18 protein-coding genes are annotated in these 15837 nt (G+C 74.2%); 9 read left to right on the top strand and 9 right to left on the bottom strand.

The features are described 5' to 3' along the window. Positions 1–135: 135 nt before the first annotated feature. The gene (locus tag FXF52_RS21715) at positions 136–462 is read left to right on the top strand and encodes a hypothetical protein (RefSeq protein WP_148799417.1); all 327 of its coding nucleotides are present in this window, start codon (positions 136–138) and stop codon (positions 460–462) included. A 56-nt stretch (positions 463–518) separates the two neighbouring features. Then, on the top strand, positions 519–1493 hold the full coding sequence (locus FXF52_RS21710; protein WP_148799415.1) for a DNA polymerase domain-containing protein: 975 nt from the start codon (positions 519–521) through the stop codon (positions 1491–1493). Positions 1494–1496: 3 nt separating this feature from the next. Here the strand turns inward: FXF52_RS21710 and FXF52_RS21705 are convergent, their stop codons facing one another. After that, a complete protein-coding gene (locus tag FXF52_RS21705; protein WP_148799413.1) occupies positions 1497–2006 on the bottom strand; it encodes an Lrp/AsnC family transcriptional regulator in 510 nt (169 codons plus the stop codon). A gap of 72 nt (positions 2007–2078) precedes the next feature. Here FXF52_RS21705 and pdhA point away from each other — a divergent pair, with 72 nt between their 5' ends. The 5 genes from pdhA (at position 2079) to FXF52_RS21680 (ending at position 8896) form a co-directional block, all read left to right on the top strand. Continuing rightward, positions 2079–3284 (top strand): pyruvate dehydrogenase (acetyl-transferring) E1 component subunit alpha, encoded by a 1206-nt coding sequence (gene pdhA / locus FXF52_RS21700; protein ID WP_148799512.1) that lies wholly within the window; start codon positions 2079–2081, stop codon positions 3282–3284. Continuing rightward, the gene (locus FXF52_RS21695; protein ID WP_148799411.1) at positions 3284–4288 is read left to right on the top strand and encodes an alpha-ketoacid dehydrogenase subunit beta; all 1005 of its coding nucleotides are present in this window, start codon (positions 3284–3286) and stop codon (positions 4286–4288) included. The genes pdhA and FXF52_RS21695 overlap by 1 nt, the downstream gene beginning before the upstream one ends. Beyond that, positions 4285–5700 (top strand): dihydrolipoamide acetyltransferase family protein, encoded by a 1416-nt coding sequence (locus tag FXF52_RS21690; RefSeq protein WP_148799409.1) that lies wholly within the window; start codon positions 4285–4287, stop codon positions 5698–5700. Before FXF52_RS21695 ends, FXF52_RS21690 begins: the two co-directional genes overlap by 4 nt. Positions 5701–5810: 110 nt before the next feature. Beyond that, positions 5811–7490, top strand: a complete 1680-nt coding sequence (locus FXF52_RS21685; protein WP_148799407.1) for a right-handed parallel beta-helix repeat-containing protein — start codon at positions 5811–5813, stop codon at positions 7488–7490. A gap of 140 nt (positions 7491–7630) precedes the next feature. Next, on the top strand, positions 7631–8896 hold the full coding sequence (locus FXF52_RS21680) for an Ig-like domain-containing protein (RefSeq protein ID WP_148799405.1): 1266 nt from the start codon (positions 7631–7633) through the stop codon (positions 8894–8896). 106 nt (positions 8897–9002) lie between these two features. Here the strand turns inward: FXF52_RS21680 and FXF52_RS21675 are convergent, their stop codons facing one another. Beyond that, positions 9003–10019, bottom strand: a complete 1017-nt coding sequence (locus tag FXF52_RS21675; RefSeq protein WP_148799403.1) for an SMP-30/gluconolactonase/LRE family protein — start codon at positions 10017–10019, stop codon at positions 9003–9005. Positions 10020–10204: 185 nt separating this feature from the next. Between FXF52_RS21675 and FXF52_RS21670 the strand changes: the two genes are divergently transcribed. Then, the gene (locus FXF52_RS21670; protein WP_148799401.1) at positions 10205–10555 is read left to right on the top strand and encodes an STAS domain-containing protein; all 351 of its coding nucleotides are present in this window, start codon (positions 10205–10207) and stop codon (positions 10553–10555) included. A gap of 68 nt (positions 10556–10623) precedes the next feature. Here FXF52_RS21670 and FXF52_RS21665 read toward each other — a convergent pair whose 3' ends face one another. From FXF52_RS21665 to FXF52_RS21635, 7 genes are all read right to left on the bottom strand, one after another. Then, positions 10624–10992 (bottom strand): FKBP-type peptidyl-prolyl cis-trans isomerase, encoded by a 369-nt coding sequence (locus tag FXF52_RS21665; protein ID WP_148799399.1) that lies wholly within the window; start codon positions 10990–10992, stop codon positions 10624–10626. A gap of 146 nt (positions 10993–11138) precedes the next feature. Further along, positions 11139–11732, bottom strand: coding sequence for a DoxX family protein (locus tag FXF52_RS21660; RefSeq protein ID WP_370518010.1), 594 nt, complete (start codon positions 11730–11732; stop codon positions 11139–11141). A 273-nt stretch (positions 11733–12005) separates the two neighbouring features. Next, complete coding sequence (locus tag FXF52_RS21655; RefSeq protein ID WP_148799396.1) at positions 12006–12722, bottom strand: helical backbone metal receptor; 717 nt, start codon at positions 12720–12722, stop codon at positions 12006–12008. A 66-nt stretch (positions 12723–12788) separates the two neighbouring features. Beyond that, a complete protein-coding gene (locus tag FXF52_RS21650; protein WP_148799394.1) occupies positions 12789–13340 on the bottom strand; it encodes a hypothetical protein in 552 nt (183 codons plus the stop codon). Continuing rightward, a complete protein-coding gene (locus FXF52_RS21645) occupies positions 13337–13855 on the bottom strand; it encodes a hypothetical protein (RefSeq protein WP_148799391.1) in 519 nt (172 codons plus the stop codon). The genes FXF52_RS21650 and FXF52_RS21645 overlap by 4 nt, the downstream gene beginning before the upstream one ends. Position 13856: 1 nt before the next feature. After that, the gene (locus FXF52_RS21640) at positions 13857–14240 is read right to left on the bottom strand and encodes an Asp23/Gls24 family envelope stress response protein (protein ID WP_148799389.1); all 384 of its coding nucleotides are present in this window, start codon (positions 14238–14240) and stop codon (positions 13857–13859) included. Positions 14241–14254: 14 nt separating this feature from the next. Then, positions 14255–14443 carry a hypothetical protein gene (locus FXF52_RS21635; RefSeq protein WP_148799387.1) on the bottom strand — a complete coding sequence of 63 codons (189 nt, stop codon included), beginning with the start codon at positions 14441–14443 and terminating at the stop codon, positions 14255–14257. A 210-nt stretch (positions 14444–14653) separates the two neighbouring features. Here FXF52_RS21635 and FXF52_RS21630 point away from each other — a divergent pair, with 210 nt between their 5' ends. After that, complete coding sequence (locus FXF52_RS21630; RefSeq protein WP_255472202.1) at positions 14654–15529, top strand: DUF2726 domain-containing protein; 876 nt, start codon at positions 14654–14656, stop codon at positions 15527–15529. The last annotated feature ends 308 nt before the right edge of the window (positions 15530–15837 follow it).

Genomic DNA, 15837 nt, shown 5'->3' with positions numbered 1-15837 from the left:
ACGCGCGCCGGTCCCGGCAGCCGCGACCCTTTCCCGGGCAGTGCCGCCCGGCTGACCGCTGCCTGGAACGGGGCAGCGGTCGGACCCGTCGATGGAACAGAATGTCCCGTCCGACACGACGGGATGGAGCCATCGATGACGGTCCTCAAGGGTCTGCGGGAAGCCCTGGTGCTGCTGGTGATCGCGCTGGTGGTGGTCGCGGCCGGCGCGGGTGTTTGGGTCGCGGTGTCCGGCGGTGAGTTCGTCTCCCGGTTCGCCGTCGCCCTGATCGTCGTCGGCGCGTTGCTCGGGGTCACCGGCGACCTGACCCTCAGCCGGGTGGGCATGCTCGGCGCCCGGGCGGCCTTCGGGCTCGCGCCCGAGCGGGAGACGGGCGGCGGCGGCCGGGTCCTGACCGGCGTCGGGATCTTCCTGTTCGTCGGGCTGCCGCTCGTCGTCGTGGGCGTCATGCTGGTCTCCTGACCCTCCGCTGCGCGGCGGGCGACCGTGGCGGCCCGTCGCCCGCTACCGTGTGAGGCGTGGCGACCACGGCGGCCGAGGAGATCCGGGTAGGCGAGCGGGTGGTCCGCGTCTCCAGCCCCGACAAGCCGTACTTCCCGGAGCGCGGGCTGACCAAGCTCGACGTGGTCCGCTACTTCCTCGCCGTCGGCGACGGCATCCTGCGTGCTCTGCGCGACCGGCCGACCATGCTGGAGCGCTGGCCGCGCGGCGTGTTCGAGGGCGCGAAGATCGCCACCCGGCAGGACAACCGGGGCGACGCGTTCTACCAGAAGCGGCTGCCGGCCGGGGCGCCCGAGTGGGTACGCACCGCGCACATCACCTTTCCCAGCGGCCGGACCGCCGACGAGGTGGCCCCGAGCGAGCTGGCCGTGGTGATCTGGGCGGTCAACCTGGGCACCCTGCGCTTCCACCCGTGGCCGGTGTCCGCCGGCGACGTGGAGCGCCCCGACCAGCTCCGCATCGACCTGGACCCGATGCCGGGGGTGGACTTCGCCCAGGTGGTCCCGGTCGCCCACGAGGTGCGCGCGTTCCTCGACGAGCTGGGGATGGCTGGCTACCCGAAGACCACCGGCGGTCGGGGCATCCACGTCTACCTGTCCATCGAGCCGCGGTGGAGCTTCGGCGAGTGCCGGCGTGCGGTGCTGGCGCTGGGCCGGGAGATGCAGCGTCGGCTGCCCGACATGGTGACCACCACCTGGTGGCGGGAGCAGCGGGACCGGCCGGTCTTCGTGGACTACAACCAGATGGCCCGCGACCACACCATCACGTCGGCGTACTCGATCCGGCCCACCCCGCAGGCGCTGGTCTCCGCCCCGCTGGACTGGTCGGAGCTGGACGACGCGCGGCCGGAGGACTTCGACGTGGTGAGCATGCCGGCCCGGTTCGCCGAGCGGGGCGACCCGCACGCCGGCCTGGACGACCGCCGGTTCTCCCTGGAGCCGCTGCTGGAGCTGGCCGACCGGGAGGGCCTGGAGGCGCCGCCGGAACGCTGACAGCTACTGCTGCCACGGGCTCTGCGCCCCGTCGAACTCCTCGAAGACCAGCCAGGTACGCGTCGACAGCACCCCGGCGATGCTCTGCACCCGCTCCAGCACCACGTCCCGCAGGGTGGCGTTGTCCGGCGCCCGCACCAGGGCCAGCACGTCGTGCTCGCCGCTGAGCAGTGCGACGTGCTCGACGTAGCGCACCCGGGCGAGTTCCTCGGACACCTCCCGCCAGGTGTTCTGCTCGATGGTCAGCGCGATGTACGCCGACGTACCCAGCCCGGCGGGCTCCGGCGCCACCCGGGCCCGGAACCCGGTGATCACCCCGTCCCGGATCAGGCGCTCCACCCGGGCGTACGCGTTGGTGCGCGAGACGTGCACCCGTTCGGCCAGCGTGCGCATGGAGAGCCGGCCGTCGTCGACCAGTTCGCGCAGGATCCGCCGGTCCACCTCGTCGAGCGGCCCGGCCGAACGTCCCGTTCCGCCCGCCACGGCCGGTGCCGGGCTGGTCTCCTGGCTCATGAACCGCTCCCAGTCATGCCATTCGTCCCGCGTTCAGCGGGCAACTTGAGTCAATCATCCGACGGCGTGAGCATAGGTCCACCACACGTCCAGGAGGTCCCCGCCGTGACGACCACACCCCAGGCGGTCCGCAGGGCATCCCCCCGCACCCGCCGGAAGGCCAACCCTTCCGTCCCCGACCCGTCGGCCGGCCTGCTGCCGCGTACCGAACCGGTCCGGCTGCTCAACCCGGACGGCACCCCGCTGCCGGCCCGGGACGACTACCCCGAGCCGCCGCTCGACGCGCTGCGCGAGATGTACCGGCGGATGGTCGTCGGCCGCCGCTTCGACGTGCAGGCCACCGCGCTGACCAAGCAGGGCCGCCTCGCCGTCTACCCGTCCTCGCGGGGCCAGGAGGCGTGCCAGGTCGGCGGGGTCCTCGCGCTGCGCGACACCGACTGGGTCTTCCCGACCTACCGCGAGTCGATGGCGCTGACCGCCCGGGGCATCGACCCGGTCGAGGTGCTCACCCTGCTGCGCGGCGACTGGCACTGCGGGTACGACCCGGCCGCCCGGCACACTGCGCCGCAGTGCACCCCGCTTGCCACCCAGTGCGTGCATGCCGCCGGCCTGGCCTACGGCGAGTCGTACCAGGGGCGGGACACCGTGGCGCTGGCCTTCATCGGGGACGGCGCGACCAGCGAGGGTGACTTCCACGAGGGGGTCAACTTCGCCGCCGTGTTCAAGGCCCCGGTCGTCTACTTCGTGCAGAACAACAAGTACGCGATCAGCGTCCCGCTGTCCCGGCAGACCGCCGCGCCGAGCCTGGCGTACAAGGGCGTCGGCTACGGCGTGCCCAGCGAGCAGGTCGACGGCAACGACCCGGTGGCCGTGCTCGCGGTGCTCACCCGCGCGGTCGAGCACGCCCGGTCGGGCAAGGGGCCGTTCCTGGTCGAGGCGCACACCTACCGGATGGAGCCGCACACCAACGCGGACGACCAGACCCGCTACCGGGACGCCGAGGAGGTCGAGGCGTGGCGGGACCGCGACCCGATCGCCCGGCTGGAGGCGTACCTGCGGGCCCGGGGCGAGCTGGACGACGCCGCGGTCGCCGCGATCGCCGACGAGGCCGAGGCGTACGCCGCCGCGCTGCGCGACCGGATGAACGCCCAGCCGACGGTCGACCCGCTCAGCCTCTTCGACCACGTGTACGCGGAGCCGACCCCGCAGCTGGTCGAGCAGCGCGAGCAGGTCCGCGCCGAGCTGGCCGCCGACCGCGACGAGGAGGGGGACGCCTGATGGCCACCATGACCATGGCGAAGGCGCTCAACGCCGCGCTCGCCGACGCGATGCTGGACGACGAGCGGGTGGTCGTCTTCGGCGAGGACGTCGGGCAGTTGGGCGGCGTCTTCCGGATCACCGACGGCCTGCAGGCCCGGTTCGGCGACAAACGCTGCTTCGACACCCCGCTTGCCGAGGCCGGCATCGTCGGCTTCGCCGTCGGCCTGGCCATGTCCGGGCTGCGGCCGGTGGTCGAGATGCAGTTCGACGCGTTCGCGTACCCGGCGTTCGAGCAGATCGCCTCGCACGTGGCGAAGCTGCGCAACCGCACCCGTGGCGCGCTCAGCGTGCCGATCGTCATCCGGGTGCCGTACGCCGGCGGGATCGGCGGCGTGGAGCACCACTGCGACTCCTCCGAGGCGTACTACGCGCACACCCCGGGCCTGAAGGTGGTCACCCCGGCCACCGTCGAGGACGCGTACTCGCTGCTGCGCGAGGCGATCGACGACCCGGACCCGGTCGTGTTCATGGAGCCGAAGAAGCTCTACTTCTCCAGCGCCGAGGCGGAGCTGCCGGCGCGTACCGCGCCGTTCGGCAAGGCCGTGGTGCGCCGGGCGGGCACCGACGCCACCCTGGTCGCGTACGGGCCGGCGGTGCCGGTCGCGCTGGAGGCGGCCGAGGCGGCCCGGGAGGAGGGCTGGGACCTCGAGGTCGTCGACGTACGCACCATCGTGCCGTTCGACGACGCCACGGTCACCGCGTCGGTGCGGAAGACCGGCCGGTGCGTGGTGATCCAGGAGGCGCAGGGCTTCGCCGGGGTGGGCGCGGAGATCGCCGCCCGGGTGCAGGAGCGCTGCTTCCACGCCCTGCACGCCCCGGTGCTGCGGGTGTCCGGCCTGGACATCCCGTACCCGGCGCCGATGCTGGAACACACCCACCTGCCCTCGGTGGACCGGGTGCTGGACACCGTGGCCCGCCTGCAGTGGGACGACCAGCCCGACACCCGGTGGGTGGCGGCATGAGCACCGCCCTGGGCACTCTGGACTTCCTCCTGCCGGACCTTGGCGAGGGGCTCAGCGAGGCGGAGATCGTCGAGTGGCGGGTCGCCGTCGGCGACGTGGTCACCGTGGACCAGACCGTGGTCGAGGTGGAGACCGCCAAGGCGGTCGTCGACGTGCCCTGCCCGTACGCCGGTCGGGTCGTGGCCCTGCACGGCGCGGCGGGTGAGGTCCGGCCGGTCGGCCAGCCGCTGATCACCATCGCGCCGCTGGACGGCGGCGGGAGCGCGGAGGCGGCCGGGCACGCCACCTACCGCGAGGAGGAGCGGGCCGGCTCCGGCAACGTGCTGATCGGGTACGGCACCGGGCACGGCGGCTCCGGCCGGCGGCGTCGCCGCCCCCGGCTCGCGCTGGCCCCGGAGCCCCCGGCCGCCGCGCCGGTCCCGACCGGCCGGTCGGCGGACCGGGCCGCCGGGCCGGCGGCGGCCGACCCGGCCCCGGGTGGCGCGGCGGCCGGCGGCGCCGGGGTGGCCGTGGGCCCGGCCCCGCGGACGGCGGCGCTGGTCATCTCGCCGATCGTGCGACGGCTGGCGAAGGAGCGCGGGGTCGACCTGGCGTCGGTGCGCGGCACCGGCCCCGGCGGGGTGATCCGCCGCGCCGACGTGGAGGCCGCCTCGGCCGCCCCGGCGCCCCGGCTGGCCGCCGTGCCGGACGCGCACGTCGGGCTCGCCCCCGGCGGGGACGGTGACGTGGTCATCCCGCTGACCGGCATCCGCAAGGTCATCGCTGACAAGCTCTCCCGCAGCCGGCGGGAGATCCCCGAGGTGACCATCTGGGTCGACGTGGACGCGACCGGGCTGCTGGCGACCCGGGCCGCGATCAACGCGGCCACCCCGGACGCGCCGGTCAGCATCCTGGCGCTGCTGGCCCGGATCTGCCTGAGTGGTCTGCGAAAGTACCCGCAGCTCAACGCGCACGTGGACACCGAGGGGCAGCGGATCATCCAGTCGGCCGGGGTGCACCTGGGCATCGCCGCGCAGACCGACCGGGGCCTGGTCGTCCCGGTGCTGCGCGACGCCCAGCGGCTGACCACCCGGGAGTTGGCCGCCGCCCTCGCGGAGACCACCGCGGCGGCCCGCGCCGGTACCCTGCCCCCGGCGCGGCTGACCGGCGGCACCTTCACCCTGAACAACTACGGGGTGTTCGGGGTGGACGGCTCCACCCCGATCATCAACCACCCGGAGGCGGCGCTGCTCGGTGTCGGCCGCATCGTGGACAAGCCCTGGGTGGTCGACGGGCAGCTCGCGGTCCGCAAGGTGACGCAGCTCAGCCTCACCTTCGACCACCGGGTCTGCGACGGCGGCGTGGCCGGCGGCTTCCTGCGGCACGTGGCGGACTGCGTCGAGCAGCCCGCCCTGCTGGTGGCGAACGTCTGACCTCCCGGCCCCGGCCCCGGCCCCGGCCACGCCCGGGGGCCGGGGCCGTTCGCCGTTTCTCCGCCGCCGGACCGGGAAAGCGAGCCCGGTCGCCGAGGGGGAGGAACGGGATGCAGCACTCGCACGTGCCCTCCGCCGGTGGCGTACGCCCGCACCCGGTCGCCGGCGCGCCGCTGATGTGCAACGCCCGGGAGCACGGGCTGACCGGGGACGGGACGACCAACGACCAGCCCGCGTTCGCCGCGCTGGTGGACCGGCTGGGGGACGCGTACGCCGCCGACCGGCGGGCCCGGGTGATCTACTGCCCGCCCGGGGTGTACTCGATCCGGGACGCCGGCACGGTCTGGCGCAGCGGGGTGTCGCTGCTGGGCGCCGGTCCGGGCGCGACCCGGTTCGTGCTGAGCAACTCGGGCAACCGGGCCGATCCCACCCCGCTGGCCTTTCACACGGCGGCGCTGCACGGCGCGGACCGGGAGCGTCACCTGGCGGACTGCACCTTCGCCGACTTCGAGATCGACGGCTCCGGGGTGGCGTCGGCCGAGTACAACCCGCTGGCCAAGGGGCTGGGGCTCCAGTACGTCGTGCGGGGCGTGTTCCGCAACCTCTACATCCACCACACCGCGGGCACGGGCCTGGGCTGCGACTTCCTCCAGGACTGCCTGATCGACGGCGTGCTGGTGGCCGGTTGCGGGCGGCTGGACAACGGCACCGAGATGGGAGGGGCCGGCGTCGGCGTCGGGGTCGGCGGGTGGGGGAGCATCGAGCGGGTCAACATCATCAACTGCTCGGCGGTCGGCAACGCCACGAGCGGAATCTTCCTGGAGTTGCAGCAGGCCGGGGCGTTGCGGCCACGCGGGATCCGGATCATCGGCTGCCACGCCCAGGGCAACCGCTTCGGCATCACCGACTGGGGCGCCAACGGCCTGATCGTCTCCGCCTGCACCCTGACCGGGAACCTGGAGGCGGGATTCCATGTCTCGGCCAAGGGCACCACGGGCACCGCCGGTCGCGGCGGCATCCTCACCGACTGCGTGATCGACGGCAACGTGCGTGACGGGGTTAGCATCGGCAACACCCCCGGGCCGTACACCATCCGGGGCAACCGGATCACCGGCAACGGCCGGTACGGGTACCACCAGCGCAGCCTGGGCGGCGAGGAGCAGGAGTGCGCCCGGGAGATCGTCATCGAGAGCAACGACTTCTACGGCAACAGCCTGGACGCGATCCGGATCGACCGGCCGATCGGCGACGCGATCATCGTCGGTAACCGGATCCGGAGCAACGGACGGCAGTGTGGCCCGGTCGTCCGGGGCGGCGGCGAGTCGGTGCGCTACAGCGAGAAGCTGGTGGTCGACCGGCGGGCCGAGTGGCAGGAGGACGAGCACCGGGGCAAGGTGGTCCGGGTCGGCGGCCGGATGGCGCTGGTGGCCGCGAACAACGCCACTGAGCTCACCCTGGCGCCGGTCCGCCCCGACGCGGTCACCGCCTGGAGCGCGGACGTCCCGACGCCCGGCACCGCGTACGAGCTGCCGGGGGCGCCTGGGGCCCGGGCCGGCATCACCGTGCACGCCGCGCTCGACTCGGCCAGCATCCGGGGCAACCGGGTCTGGGACAGCCTGCGGCCGGCCACCCAGACGCACGGGTTCTGGATCACCGAACGGGGCAGTTGCGTGGACTGCCGGGTGGAGGACAACGACCTGGCCGGCAACGCCGAGGGCCCCACCCGGCTCGACACCCCGCCGATCGGCGGCCGGTGGGAACGCAACCACGGCGACGACGAATGGGACTGAGAGGTCGAACAATTCCCATTCCCGTACGCGCCCGACAGAAGTGAAGTCGCCCCGGTCAAGCAATTGTCGGGAACGGCCGACAGCTTCTCCGGCGACCGACAGAATGTGAACGAAGGGGGAGTGGAAATGGGGTGCGGAAAATGGACCTGAGGCGGCGAATGACGCTGTTCGCGGTGACCATCGCAGCCACGCCACTGGCGGTCGGCGCGTGCACCGCCGGGCCGAAGTCGGTGGTGAAGCACGGTCATGCTGCCGGCCCTTCGATCACGGTGACACCGGCCGACCGGACGAAGGACGTGCCGGTCAGCGCCGAGGTGGGGGCCACCGTCAAGGACGGGAAGATCACCGGCGTGCGGTTGACCGACGACAAGGGTGCGCAGGTGCCGGCGGAGCCCCGCGAGGACGGGTCCAGTTGGGTCCCGGCGCGCCCGTTGCAGAATTCGCGGACGTACACGGCGGAGGTGACCGCCACCGGTGACAAGGGGAAGACGGCCACGCAGAAGACGACGTTCACCACAATGGCGAAATCGACCAAACAGGCGATCAAGAGTACTTTGTATTTCACCGGGGAGCAGACGTACGGGACGGCCATGCCGTTGGTGGTCGCTTTCGAGCCGGGCATTCCGAAGGAGGCCCGGGCGGATGTGCAACGCCGGTTGTTCGTGAAGACCGATCCGCCGCAGCCGGGCACCTGGTCGTGGGTGGGGGACGGCACGCAGGTCTACTACCGGGCCCCCGACTTCTGGAAGCCGGGCACGAAGATCAGCGTGCGGGCCGGCTTGGAGGGGCTGCCGATCGGCAAGGACCGGATCGGGGACGCGGACCGCTCGGCGAGTTCGAAGATCGATCGACAGGTCTCGCTCGATATCGACAACGCCACCAAGCAGATGTCCGTCTACCAGGACGGCAAGCTGCTCAAGAAGATCCCGGTCAGCCTCGGCAAGCCGGACACGCCCAGCTCCAGCGGCAACATGGTGATCATGGAGAAGTTCGACCGGACCACCTTCGACACCCGGGGTGAGGCGAACGGCGGGTACGTGGTCGACGTGGACGACGCCCAGCGGCTCACCTGGGGTGGCGAGTTCATCCACGCCGCGCCGTGGTCGGAAGGGGAACAGGGCTACACCAACACCTCGCACGGCTGCGCCAACGTCTCCACCTCGGCGGCGGACTGGCTGATGGGCATCACCCACGTCGGTGACCTGGTCACGGTCAAGGGCACGGAGGTGCAGTTGCAGGCCGGCAACGGCTGGACCGCTTGGAACGTCGGCTGGGACGAGTTCGCCAAGGGCAGCGCGCTGCCGGTGCCGGCCGGGCTCAAGCCCACCGTCAGCGCCACGCCGCACCCGGGCGCGGTGGCCGGCGGCTCGGCGCCCGCCCCCGCCCCCTCCAGCAGCGGCGGCTGACCACCGGGGGAGGAACAACCATGGTTGGCCCGCCGTAACGGCGGGCCGACCCCTCGGTCGGCCCGACGGTGCCCCTTCGGGAACCACGGCGGGTCGACGTCGGCGGTCAGGCCAGGTCGACGCGGGCCACGCCCGCCGCGGTCAGGCTGCCCAGCCAGAGCCGCTGCCCGTGCTGCCGCACCCCGGTGATCATCGGGTACGTCCCGCTCGGCCCGTGCAGCGTCCGCAGCACCCGTCCGGCGCCGTCCACCCGCGCGACCAGCCCATACCGGCGCGGCTGCGGCTGCACCGCGCCCGGCAACAGCGCGACGAGTTGGCGTACCCGGGGATGCGGCAGCAGCTTCTCCATGATCGGCAGCCGGGGGCTGGGCAGCGCGATCCAGTAGGTGCCGTCGCCCACCGCGGACACGTTGTCCGGATAGGCCGGCAGGTCGGTCAGCACCGTGGCCCGGCCCTCCGGCAGGTCCACCCGGAGCAGCCGGTGGGTCGCCGTTTCCACCAGCATCAGTGCGGACTCGTCCGGCGTCAGCGCCACCCCGTTGGGGAAGTACAGGCCGTCCGTCACCACCTCGGTGCGTCCGGTCCGCCGGTCGTACGCCAGCACCCGCCCGTTGGGGCGGTGCTCCAGCAGGTCCCGCTTCCAGTGCGACAGCGGGAACCGGTCGGAGGAGTCGGTGAAGTAGATCGTGCCGTCCCGGGCCACCGTGGCGTTGTCGGCGAGGTGCACAGCCTCGCCGCCGGTCAGCTCGCGCACCGCCCCGTCCGGCGTGACCCGCAGCAGCCCCCGGTACGCGTCGCAGACCACCAGCCCGCCGTCGACCGGGTCCAGCTCGATGCCGAGCGGCCGGCCGCCGGTCTCGGCCAGCAGGGTGGGGCGGGTGCCGGCCGGGCAGTCCGCCGGCCACCACCAGAGGCGGCCCTGCTCGTCGCCGCTGACCACCCGGCCGTCCGGGTCGATCAGCACGTCCTCCGGGCCGTGCCCGCCGTCGGGCAGCGGCAGCAGATCGGCCCGGTCGAGCCGGTCGTCGGTGGGGGCCCACGGCCCGGCCAACGGCGGCGGCACGGTGGCCGGCTCGCGGACCGGCCGGATCAGCAGGGGCGGACGCTGGCGGGGGACGGCCATCGGGTCATTGTTCCCCGCCGATGTCGCGCCGGGCAGCTCCCGACGGCGTGTCGTGGTTCCGCTGACGGGCCGACCCGCGGGTCTGGGGGACAACCCCGAGGGTCTCGGGGTCGGACCCGGGACGTACCCGGATCCCGGGTTCCGGCAGGCCGGAAGTGTCGGTCCCCCAGGATAGATTTCTCGGCATGGGGCAGCACAACGACCGGTTCCACGTCGAGATCACCGTGGGCGACCACGAGGTCGACCTCCGGGCGGTCGGCGAGATCGACATCGCCACCGTGGCGTCGTTCCGGGCCGCGCTCTGGGCGGCCCCGGCGCGGCCCGTGCTGCGGGTGGACCTCTCCGGCGTGCGGCTGCTCTCCGCGGCCGGTGTGCGCACGCTGGTCGCGGCGCACCTGCGGGTCCGGGCCCGGGGCGGCGAGCTGGTGCTGGTCGATCCCGGTCCGGTGGTCGCCCGGGTGCTGCGGGCCACCGGGCTGCACCGGGTGATGCCGGTCCGGGAGTCGGTCGTCGCGGCGGAGCTCGTCGCGGCCTGACCCTCGACCGTCTCAGCAGGACGGCCCGGGGCCGCCGGCATGGGCTGCCGACGGCCCGGTGGGCCGAGTCAGCGGACGCCGAGCAGGTCCACCACGAAGATCAGGGTCTCGTTCGGCTTGATGGCGCCGCCGGCGCCCCGCGCGCCGTAGCCCAGGTGCGGCGGGATGGTCAGCCGGCGACGGCCGCCGACCTTCATGCCGACCACGCCCTGGTCCCAGCCCGCGATGACCTGGCCGCCGCCGAGCGGGAACTCGAACGGCTCACCCCGGTTCCACGAAGCGTCGAACTCGCGGCCGGTCGAGTGGGCCACGCCGACGTAGTGCACGGTGGCGAGCTGGCCGGAGCGGGCCTCCGGGCCCTCGCCGACCGTGATGTCCTCGACGACGAGATCGGCGGGCGGCGCGCCCTCGATCGGGCCAACCTCGGGCTTCTGCATGAGCGGGTCTCCTCGGTGTTCCGGGTGTGGTCCCCGTCGATCCTGCCGGATCGCGACCGGCCGATCCGCGCCGGTCCCGGCAAAGGGACCGGTCGTCGCCCGAAAGGGCGGGCGTCACCGCAGGTGGCGCCCGCCCGGGGCTCAGTTCACCTGAGCCAGGGGAGCCGCTGGACGATGGGGAGCCGCGCCCAGACCCGGCCGAGGCCGAGGGTGTCGCCGGCGCCGACCAGGGCCAGGACCGCCAGCACACCGGCGTAGATCAGGTGGTCGTCCATGAAGGGATTGTTCGCGGGCGGCAGCACGGCCGTCCACATCATGACCAGCAGCAGCCCGCCGGCGACCGCCGCGATCCGGGTGCCGATGCCGAGCAGCAGCGCCACACCGATGCCGAGCAGGCCGAGCATGAACAGCCAGTCCGCCCAGGCCGCGCCGCCGATGCCCTGGTAGAAGCCCTGGAACGGGCCGGCCGTGCCGAAGGCCAGGAAGCCCTTGGTCGGGCTGCCGCCGTTGATCCAGGCGGCCTTCGCCGCGGTCTCGTGCCCGAGGCCGAACATCTTGTCCAGGAAGGCCCAGAGGAAGGTCCAGCCCAGCGCGATCCGCAGGCCGGCGAGGACGTACCGGAGGGCCTTCGCGCGGGTGGTCTCGACGTTACGGGTGGTGGCGACCGCCGGAACCCTGGTGTTGGTCGGCGCCTTGTTGTTGGCGGTGACCCGTTCGATCGTCGCGGTCATGGTGTCCACGTCCCTTCTGTGGCTCGCACCGCGCTTTCCGGTGGCAACTCCATTCCAGCTCTGCGCTGGCGCGGCGGGCAGGGCCGACCAGGCCGCTCCTGCCCGGGACCTTGGACCCGTCTCCGGCCGGTCCGGTCGGCCTGCCCCGGCCGGTCCACCGCCTCTGCCCAGCGCCACCGACGCGGTCCTAGCGTCGTGAGTGGAAAGAGGAGGTCGGCGGGCATGGCAGGTTTGCGACGTCGCCGGCTGCGGGCCCACCCGACCGGTGGGCCCGCGCCGTGCTCAGACCGGACGGGCGAGCTGGGCGGCGAGCAGCGCGGGCGCCTCGGCGAGGGAAGGCCCGTACCAGGTCAGGTGGCGGCCCGACACCAGCACGGCCGGTACGCCGGGAAACGCCTCCGGCCCGTCGTCAGCCGTGAACCGGTACGGCTCGTCCGGCAGCACCACCAGGTCGGGCCGTCGCCCGCGCAGCTCGTCCAGGCTCGGGCGGGGATAGCGTTCCGCGTGGTCGGCCCACTGGTTGGCGACCCCGAGCCGGTGCAGCGCGTCACCGGCGAAGGTGTCCCGGCCGAGCACCACCCACGGCCGCCGCCACACCGGCACCACCGCCGCCCGGCGCGCGGTCGGGGCGGGCAGGTCGGCCCAGGCCCGGCGGGCGGCCCGCAACCAGTCCGGCTCGCCGGTCACGCCGAGCGCGGCGACCAGCTCGCCGAGCTGGGTCAGCGCCTCCGGCACCGTCCGGGGGAAGGTGACCCGCACCGGTACGCCGGCCGCTTGCAGTGCCGCCGCGTCGGCACGCCGGTTTTCCTCCTCGTTGAGCAGCACCAGATCGGGCCGGAGCGCGAGCACCCGGTCCAGGTCCGGGTACTTGCTCCCGCCCACCCGGGCGACGTCCAGCCCGTCCGGATGGCTGCACCAGTCGGTCGCCCCCACCAGCACCTCGGGCCGGGTCAGCGCCACCGCCTCGGTCAACGACGGCACCAGCGACACCACCCGCACGTCGGGCCCTCCCCTCGGTCCCGTCCATGCTCCCGCAGGCGGTCGGCAAACCGACGAGCGGGCGGGTCAGCGCGGGGACTCGGCTACCAGGGCGGTCACGTCCAGGTGGGCCGGCTGGCAGCCGATCGTCGCCGCGAACCGCCGGACCGCGGCGTCCACGTGCGCGCGGGCCGCGTCGAGACCCGCGTCCGGGTCCAGGCACACCTCCACCCAGACGTCCGGCCGGCCGATCGCGCCGGTGAGCACCACCCGGGCGCGGCGTACTCCGGGAGCCCGGCACAGATCCCGCTCCAGCGCGGCGGTCAGCACCTCGCTCGCCACCCGGGTACGCCCGCGCCCGTCACCGGGATGCGCCAGGGTCCCGGCCAGCTGGCCCGGCACCCGCAGCCCCGCAACCAGCAGCTGTTGCCCGAGCAGGGTCACCAGCACCCCGCCGACCGCCACCGCGAGGGGGCTCCACGGCGTACCGGCGCGCCACCAGGTGGCCGCGCCGGCCGCGAGCAAGGGGGCGCCGCCGCCGGGCAGCCAGCCCAGCCCGACCGCCAGCGCCGCCCCGCCGACGGCCACCAGCGCCAGGGCGAGCACCGTCCACAGCAGCCGGTGGGCGGCGTTGCTCACGTGGACCGCCGGGCCGGTAGGAGCCGGACCTCGATCCGGCCCCGGCGCGGGGCGGCCAGCCGGTCGAGTTCGCGGCGCAGGGCGAACTCGACGTCGGCGCGGGCCGCCGGATCGGCGGTGGCGATCACCCGGGGCCGCCAGGCGTCCCCCCGCCGGCGCAGGCGTACCCGGGCCCGGCGGACGCTGGGCACGGCGCAGACCGCGCGGGCCAGCCGCCGTTCCACCGACCGGCGGTGCAGGTGCCAGCCGTCGTCCGCGGCGAGCCGAAGCCGGGCCGGGCGCCACCGGCGCAGCTCGGCGGCGAGCACGACCAACCCGAACAGGGCCACGCCGGCAGCGACCGCCCGGACCGGGGCGTCCTGCCAGCGGGTGGTGGTGAGCGTCGCGTACCAGCGGTGGATCAGCAGACCGGGACGGCCGAGCGCGGCGAGCAGCCCCTCGGCCACGGCGAGCGCCCCGGCGGCGAGCAGGGCGACGGCGAGCAGCAGGGTGGCGATCCGGTTGGCCGTCCGCACATCAACCCCCGGCCGCCGTGACCGCGCGGCCCCGGGCGCCGTCGCCTCCGGGGTACGGCGGGTCCGTGTCCAGGACGACGTCCACCACCGTGACGGTGACCGACTCGACGGCCAGGCCGGTGTGCGCCGCGATCCGGGCGGTGACCCGGCGGCGGACCGCCGCCGCCACCGTCGGCAGGTGGACGCCGTAGTTGACCACGAGGTCGAGGTCGATCCGGGCGGCGGGCCCGTCCACCCGGACGGTCGCCACCGGGCCGGACACGGCCGGGGTCAGCCGCGCCACGTCCTCAACAAGCCGGGCGAGCCGTTCCTCGGTCCAGGGGCGGGCCGGCGGGAAGGCACCGCCGGGGACAGCGGTGGCGCGCCGGGGCAGAGTGCCGGTCATCGGACGCCCTCCAATCAGCGGCGCCGGTCCGCGGGGGCCCGGTCGGCGAGCCCGGGCACGGTGACGTCCCCGTCGAGGATCCGCACCAGGAGCCAGCCCACCAGCCCGGCCAGGGTGGCGCCCGCCGCCGCGCCGGCCCCGCCGAGCGCCCAGACCGCGACCAGGAGGAACCCGGCGAGGAACCCGAACTGCTGGCGCGTCATGCCCACCTCCGCTGTGCGGTGACCGACCGGACGGGCGGGGCGTACCCCTTTTCCCGTCGCGCACTCATGGCGGGCGCGGCCGGTGCCGGGCGAAGGCGACGAACGGGTACGAGCCGGTCAGGGCGCCGGCCCAACGGGCGGGTCCCCCCGGCACCGGCGAGGCGTCGGCCATGATCGAACGCCTACACTCGAGCGTCGATCGAGCGACGGATGGATCTGGCGAAGATGACGAGCACCGGCAGCGTGGCGGCGTCCTGGCTGCGTCCGATCACGGGTGCCCCGCTGTTCAGCCGGGCCGGCCAGGTCGGGTACGCGTCGCGGCGGCTGAGCGAGCTGGTGCAGGGGCGCCCGCCGGGGATCACCGGACACCAGTGGAACACCGCCAGCCGGGAGGGTTTCGACCAGGTGGTGTGCGCCGCGGACACCGGCTGGCCGGTGTTCGCCGTGCAGTTCGTCCCGCCGGCGCCGGCCGGTTCCGCCGCTCAGCGGGCCGAGCGGATGACCAGCGCGGTCTGCGCCGCGGTCGGCCTGCCGGTGTTGCGGGTCGAGTCGCCGACGCTGGGCGGCGCCGAGCACGGCCGCCGCCTGGCCGAGTACGTCATCGACGCGCGCGGCTACGCGGCCGGCACCGAACCGGAGGGCGGGGACGCGGTCGGGTTCCGGGACATCGTCGGCCGGCTCCCCGACGGCCGTCGCGGGCCGGTCAACGACCTCGGGGCGCTGGCCCGGGCCGCCGCCGTCGAGGCGTACGTCGAGCGGCGCCTCGCCGACCCGATCGTCCGCGGGCTGCACGTGTGCTGGACGGACGGCCCGGCCGAGGGGTGGAGCTGGGTCGAGGTGCGGCCCGGCCGGTGCCTGGTCGAGCGGGTCCAGCTCTTCGCGCAGCGCTTCTCCTGTGGGGTGGACCCGGGCCGGCTCGCCGAGGACCTGGCCGCCGTGGCGCTCGGGGAGCGGCTGCGCGACCTTGAGGTCACCGAGCCGCCGCTGGTGGACCGGGACGCACTGCGGGAGCAGATCCGGCGGCTCGCCGCCCGGCGGGACGAACTCGACGGCGGCTTCGCGTTCGATCACCTCTGCGCCGACTGACCCCGCGCGGTCTGGGCCGGTGACGGTTCGCACCGCATCCCGATGATGGAGCGGGCCAACCAGACGCCCGCCTTCGACACCCGGTTACCACCCGGCGTACGACGGGGCGACGTGCCGGACGGAGACCAGGTCGACGTCGAGGTAGCTGGCGACGAACCCCGCCCAGCCGGTTGATCAGGGCAGCGGGGCGACGGGGTGGAGTCGGCTGCCGCCTCTGCTCCCGTGGATGAAAATTGTTAACGCGGGGAAAAGTCGACCGGGGTCACGCCGATTTCTCAGCGTGACCCCGGTGTGCCCGACGGTGAACC

Source organism: Micromonospora sp. MP36 (genome assembly GCF_008119785.1).
In the GTDB taxonomy this organism is placed as follows: domain Bacteria; phylum Actinomycetota; class Actinomycetes; order Mycobacteriales; family Micromonosporaceae; genus Micromonospora.
Note: the sequence above shows the minus strand (reverse complement) of the source record. Positions and strands in the feature narration are given on the sequence as shown.

Bases quoted from the DNA above. Each gene is read 5' to 3' on its own strand.
- FXF52_RS21715 (WP_148799417.1), top strand. From the start codon at position 136: ATGACGGTCCTCAAGGGTCTGCGGGAAGCCCTGGTGCTGCTGGTGATC.
- FXF52_RS21705 (WP_148799413.1), bottom strand. From the start codon at position 2,006: ATGAGCCAGGAGACCAGCCCGGCACCGGCCGTGGCGGGCGGAACGGGA.
- FXF52_RS21695 (WP_148799411.1), top strand. From the start codon at position 3,284: ATGGCCACCATGACCATGGCGAAGGCGCTCAACGCCGCGCTCGCCGAC.
- FXF52_RS21690 (WP_148799409.1), top strand. From the start codon at position 4,285: ATGAGCACCGCCCTGGGCACTCTGGACTTCCTCCTGCCGGACCTTGGC.
- FXF52_RS21685 (WP_148799407.1), top strand. From the start codon at position 5,811: ATGCAGCACTCGCACGTGCCCTCCGCCGGTGGCGTACGCCCGCACCCG.
- FXF52_RS21680 (WP_148799405.1), top strand. From the start codon at position 7,631: ATGGACCTGAGGCGGCGAATGACGCTGTTCGCGGTGACCATCGCAGCC.
- FXF52_RS21675 (WP_148799403.1), bottom strand. From the start codon at position 10,019: ATGGCCGTCCCCCGCCAGCGTCCGCCCCTGCTGATCCGGCCGGTCCGC.
- FXF52_RS21670 (WP_148799401.1), top strand. From the start codon at position 10,205: ATGGGGCAGCACAACGACCGGTTCCACGTCGAGATCACCGTGGGCGAC.
- FXF52_RS21665 (WP_148799399.1), bottom strand. From the start codon at position 10,992: ATGCAGAAGCCCGAGGTTGGCCCGATCGAGGGCGCGCCGCCCGCCGAT.
- FXF52_RS21640 (WP_148799389.1), bottom strand. From the start codon at position 14,240: ATGACCGGCACTCTGCCCCGGCGCGCCACCGCTGTCCCCGGCGGTGCC.
- FXF52_RS21635 (WP_148799387.1), bottom strand. From the start codon at position 14,443: ATGACGCGCCAGCAGTTCGGGTTCCTCGCCGGGTTCCTCCTGGTCGCG.
- FXF52_RS21630 (WP_255472202.1), top strand. From the start codon at position 14,654: ATGGATCTGGCGAAGATGACGAGCACCGGCAGCGTGGCGGCGTCCTGG.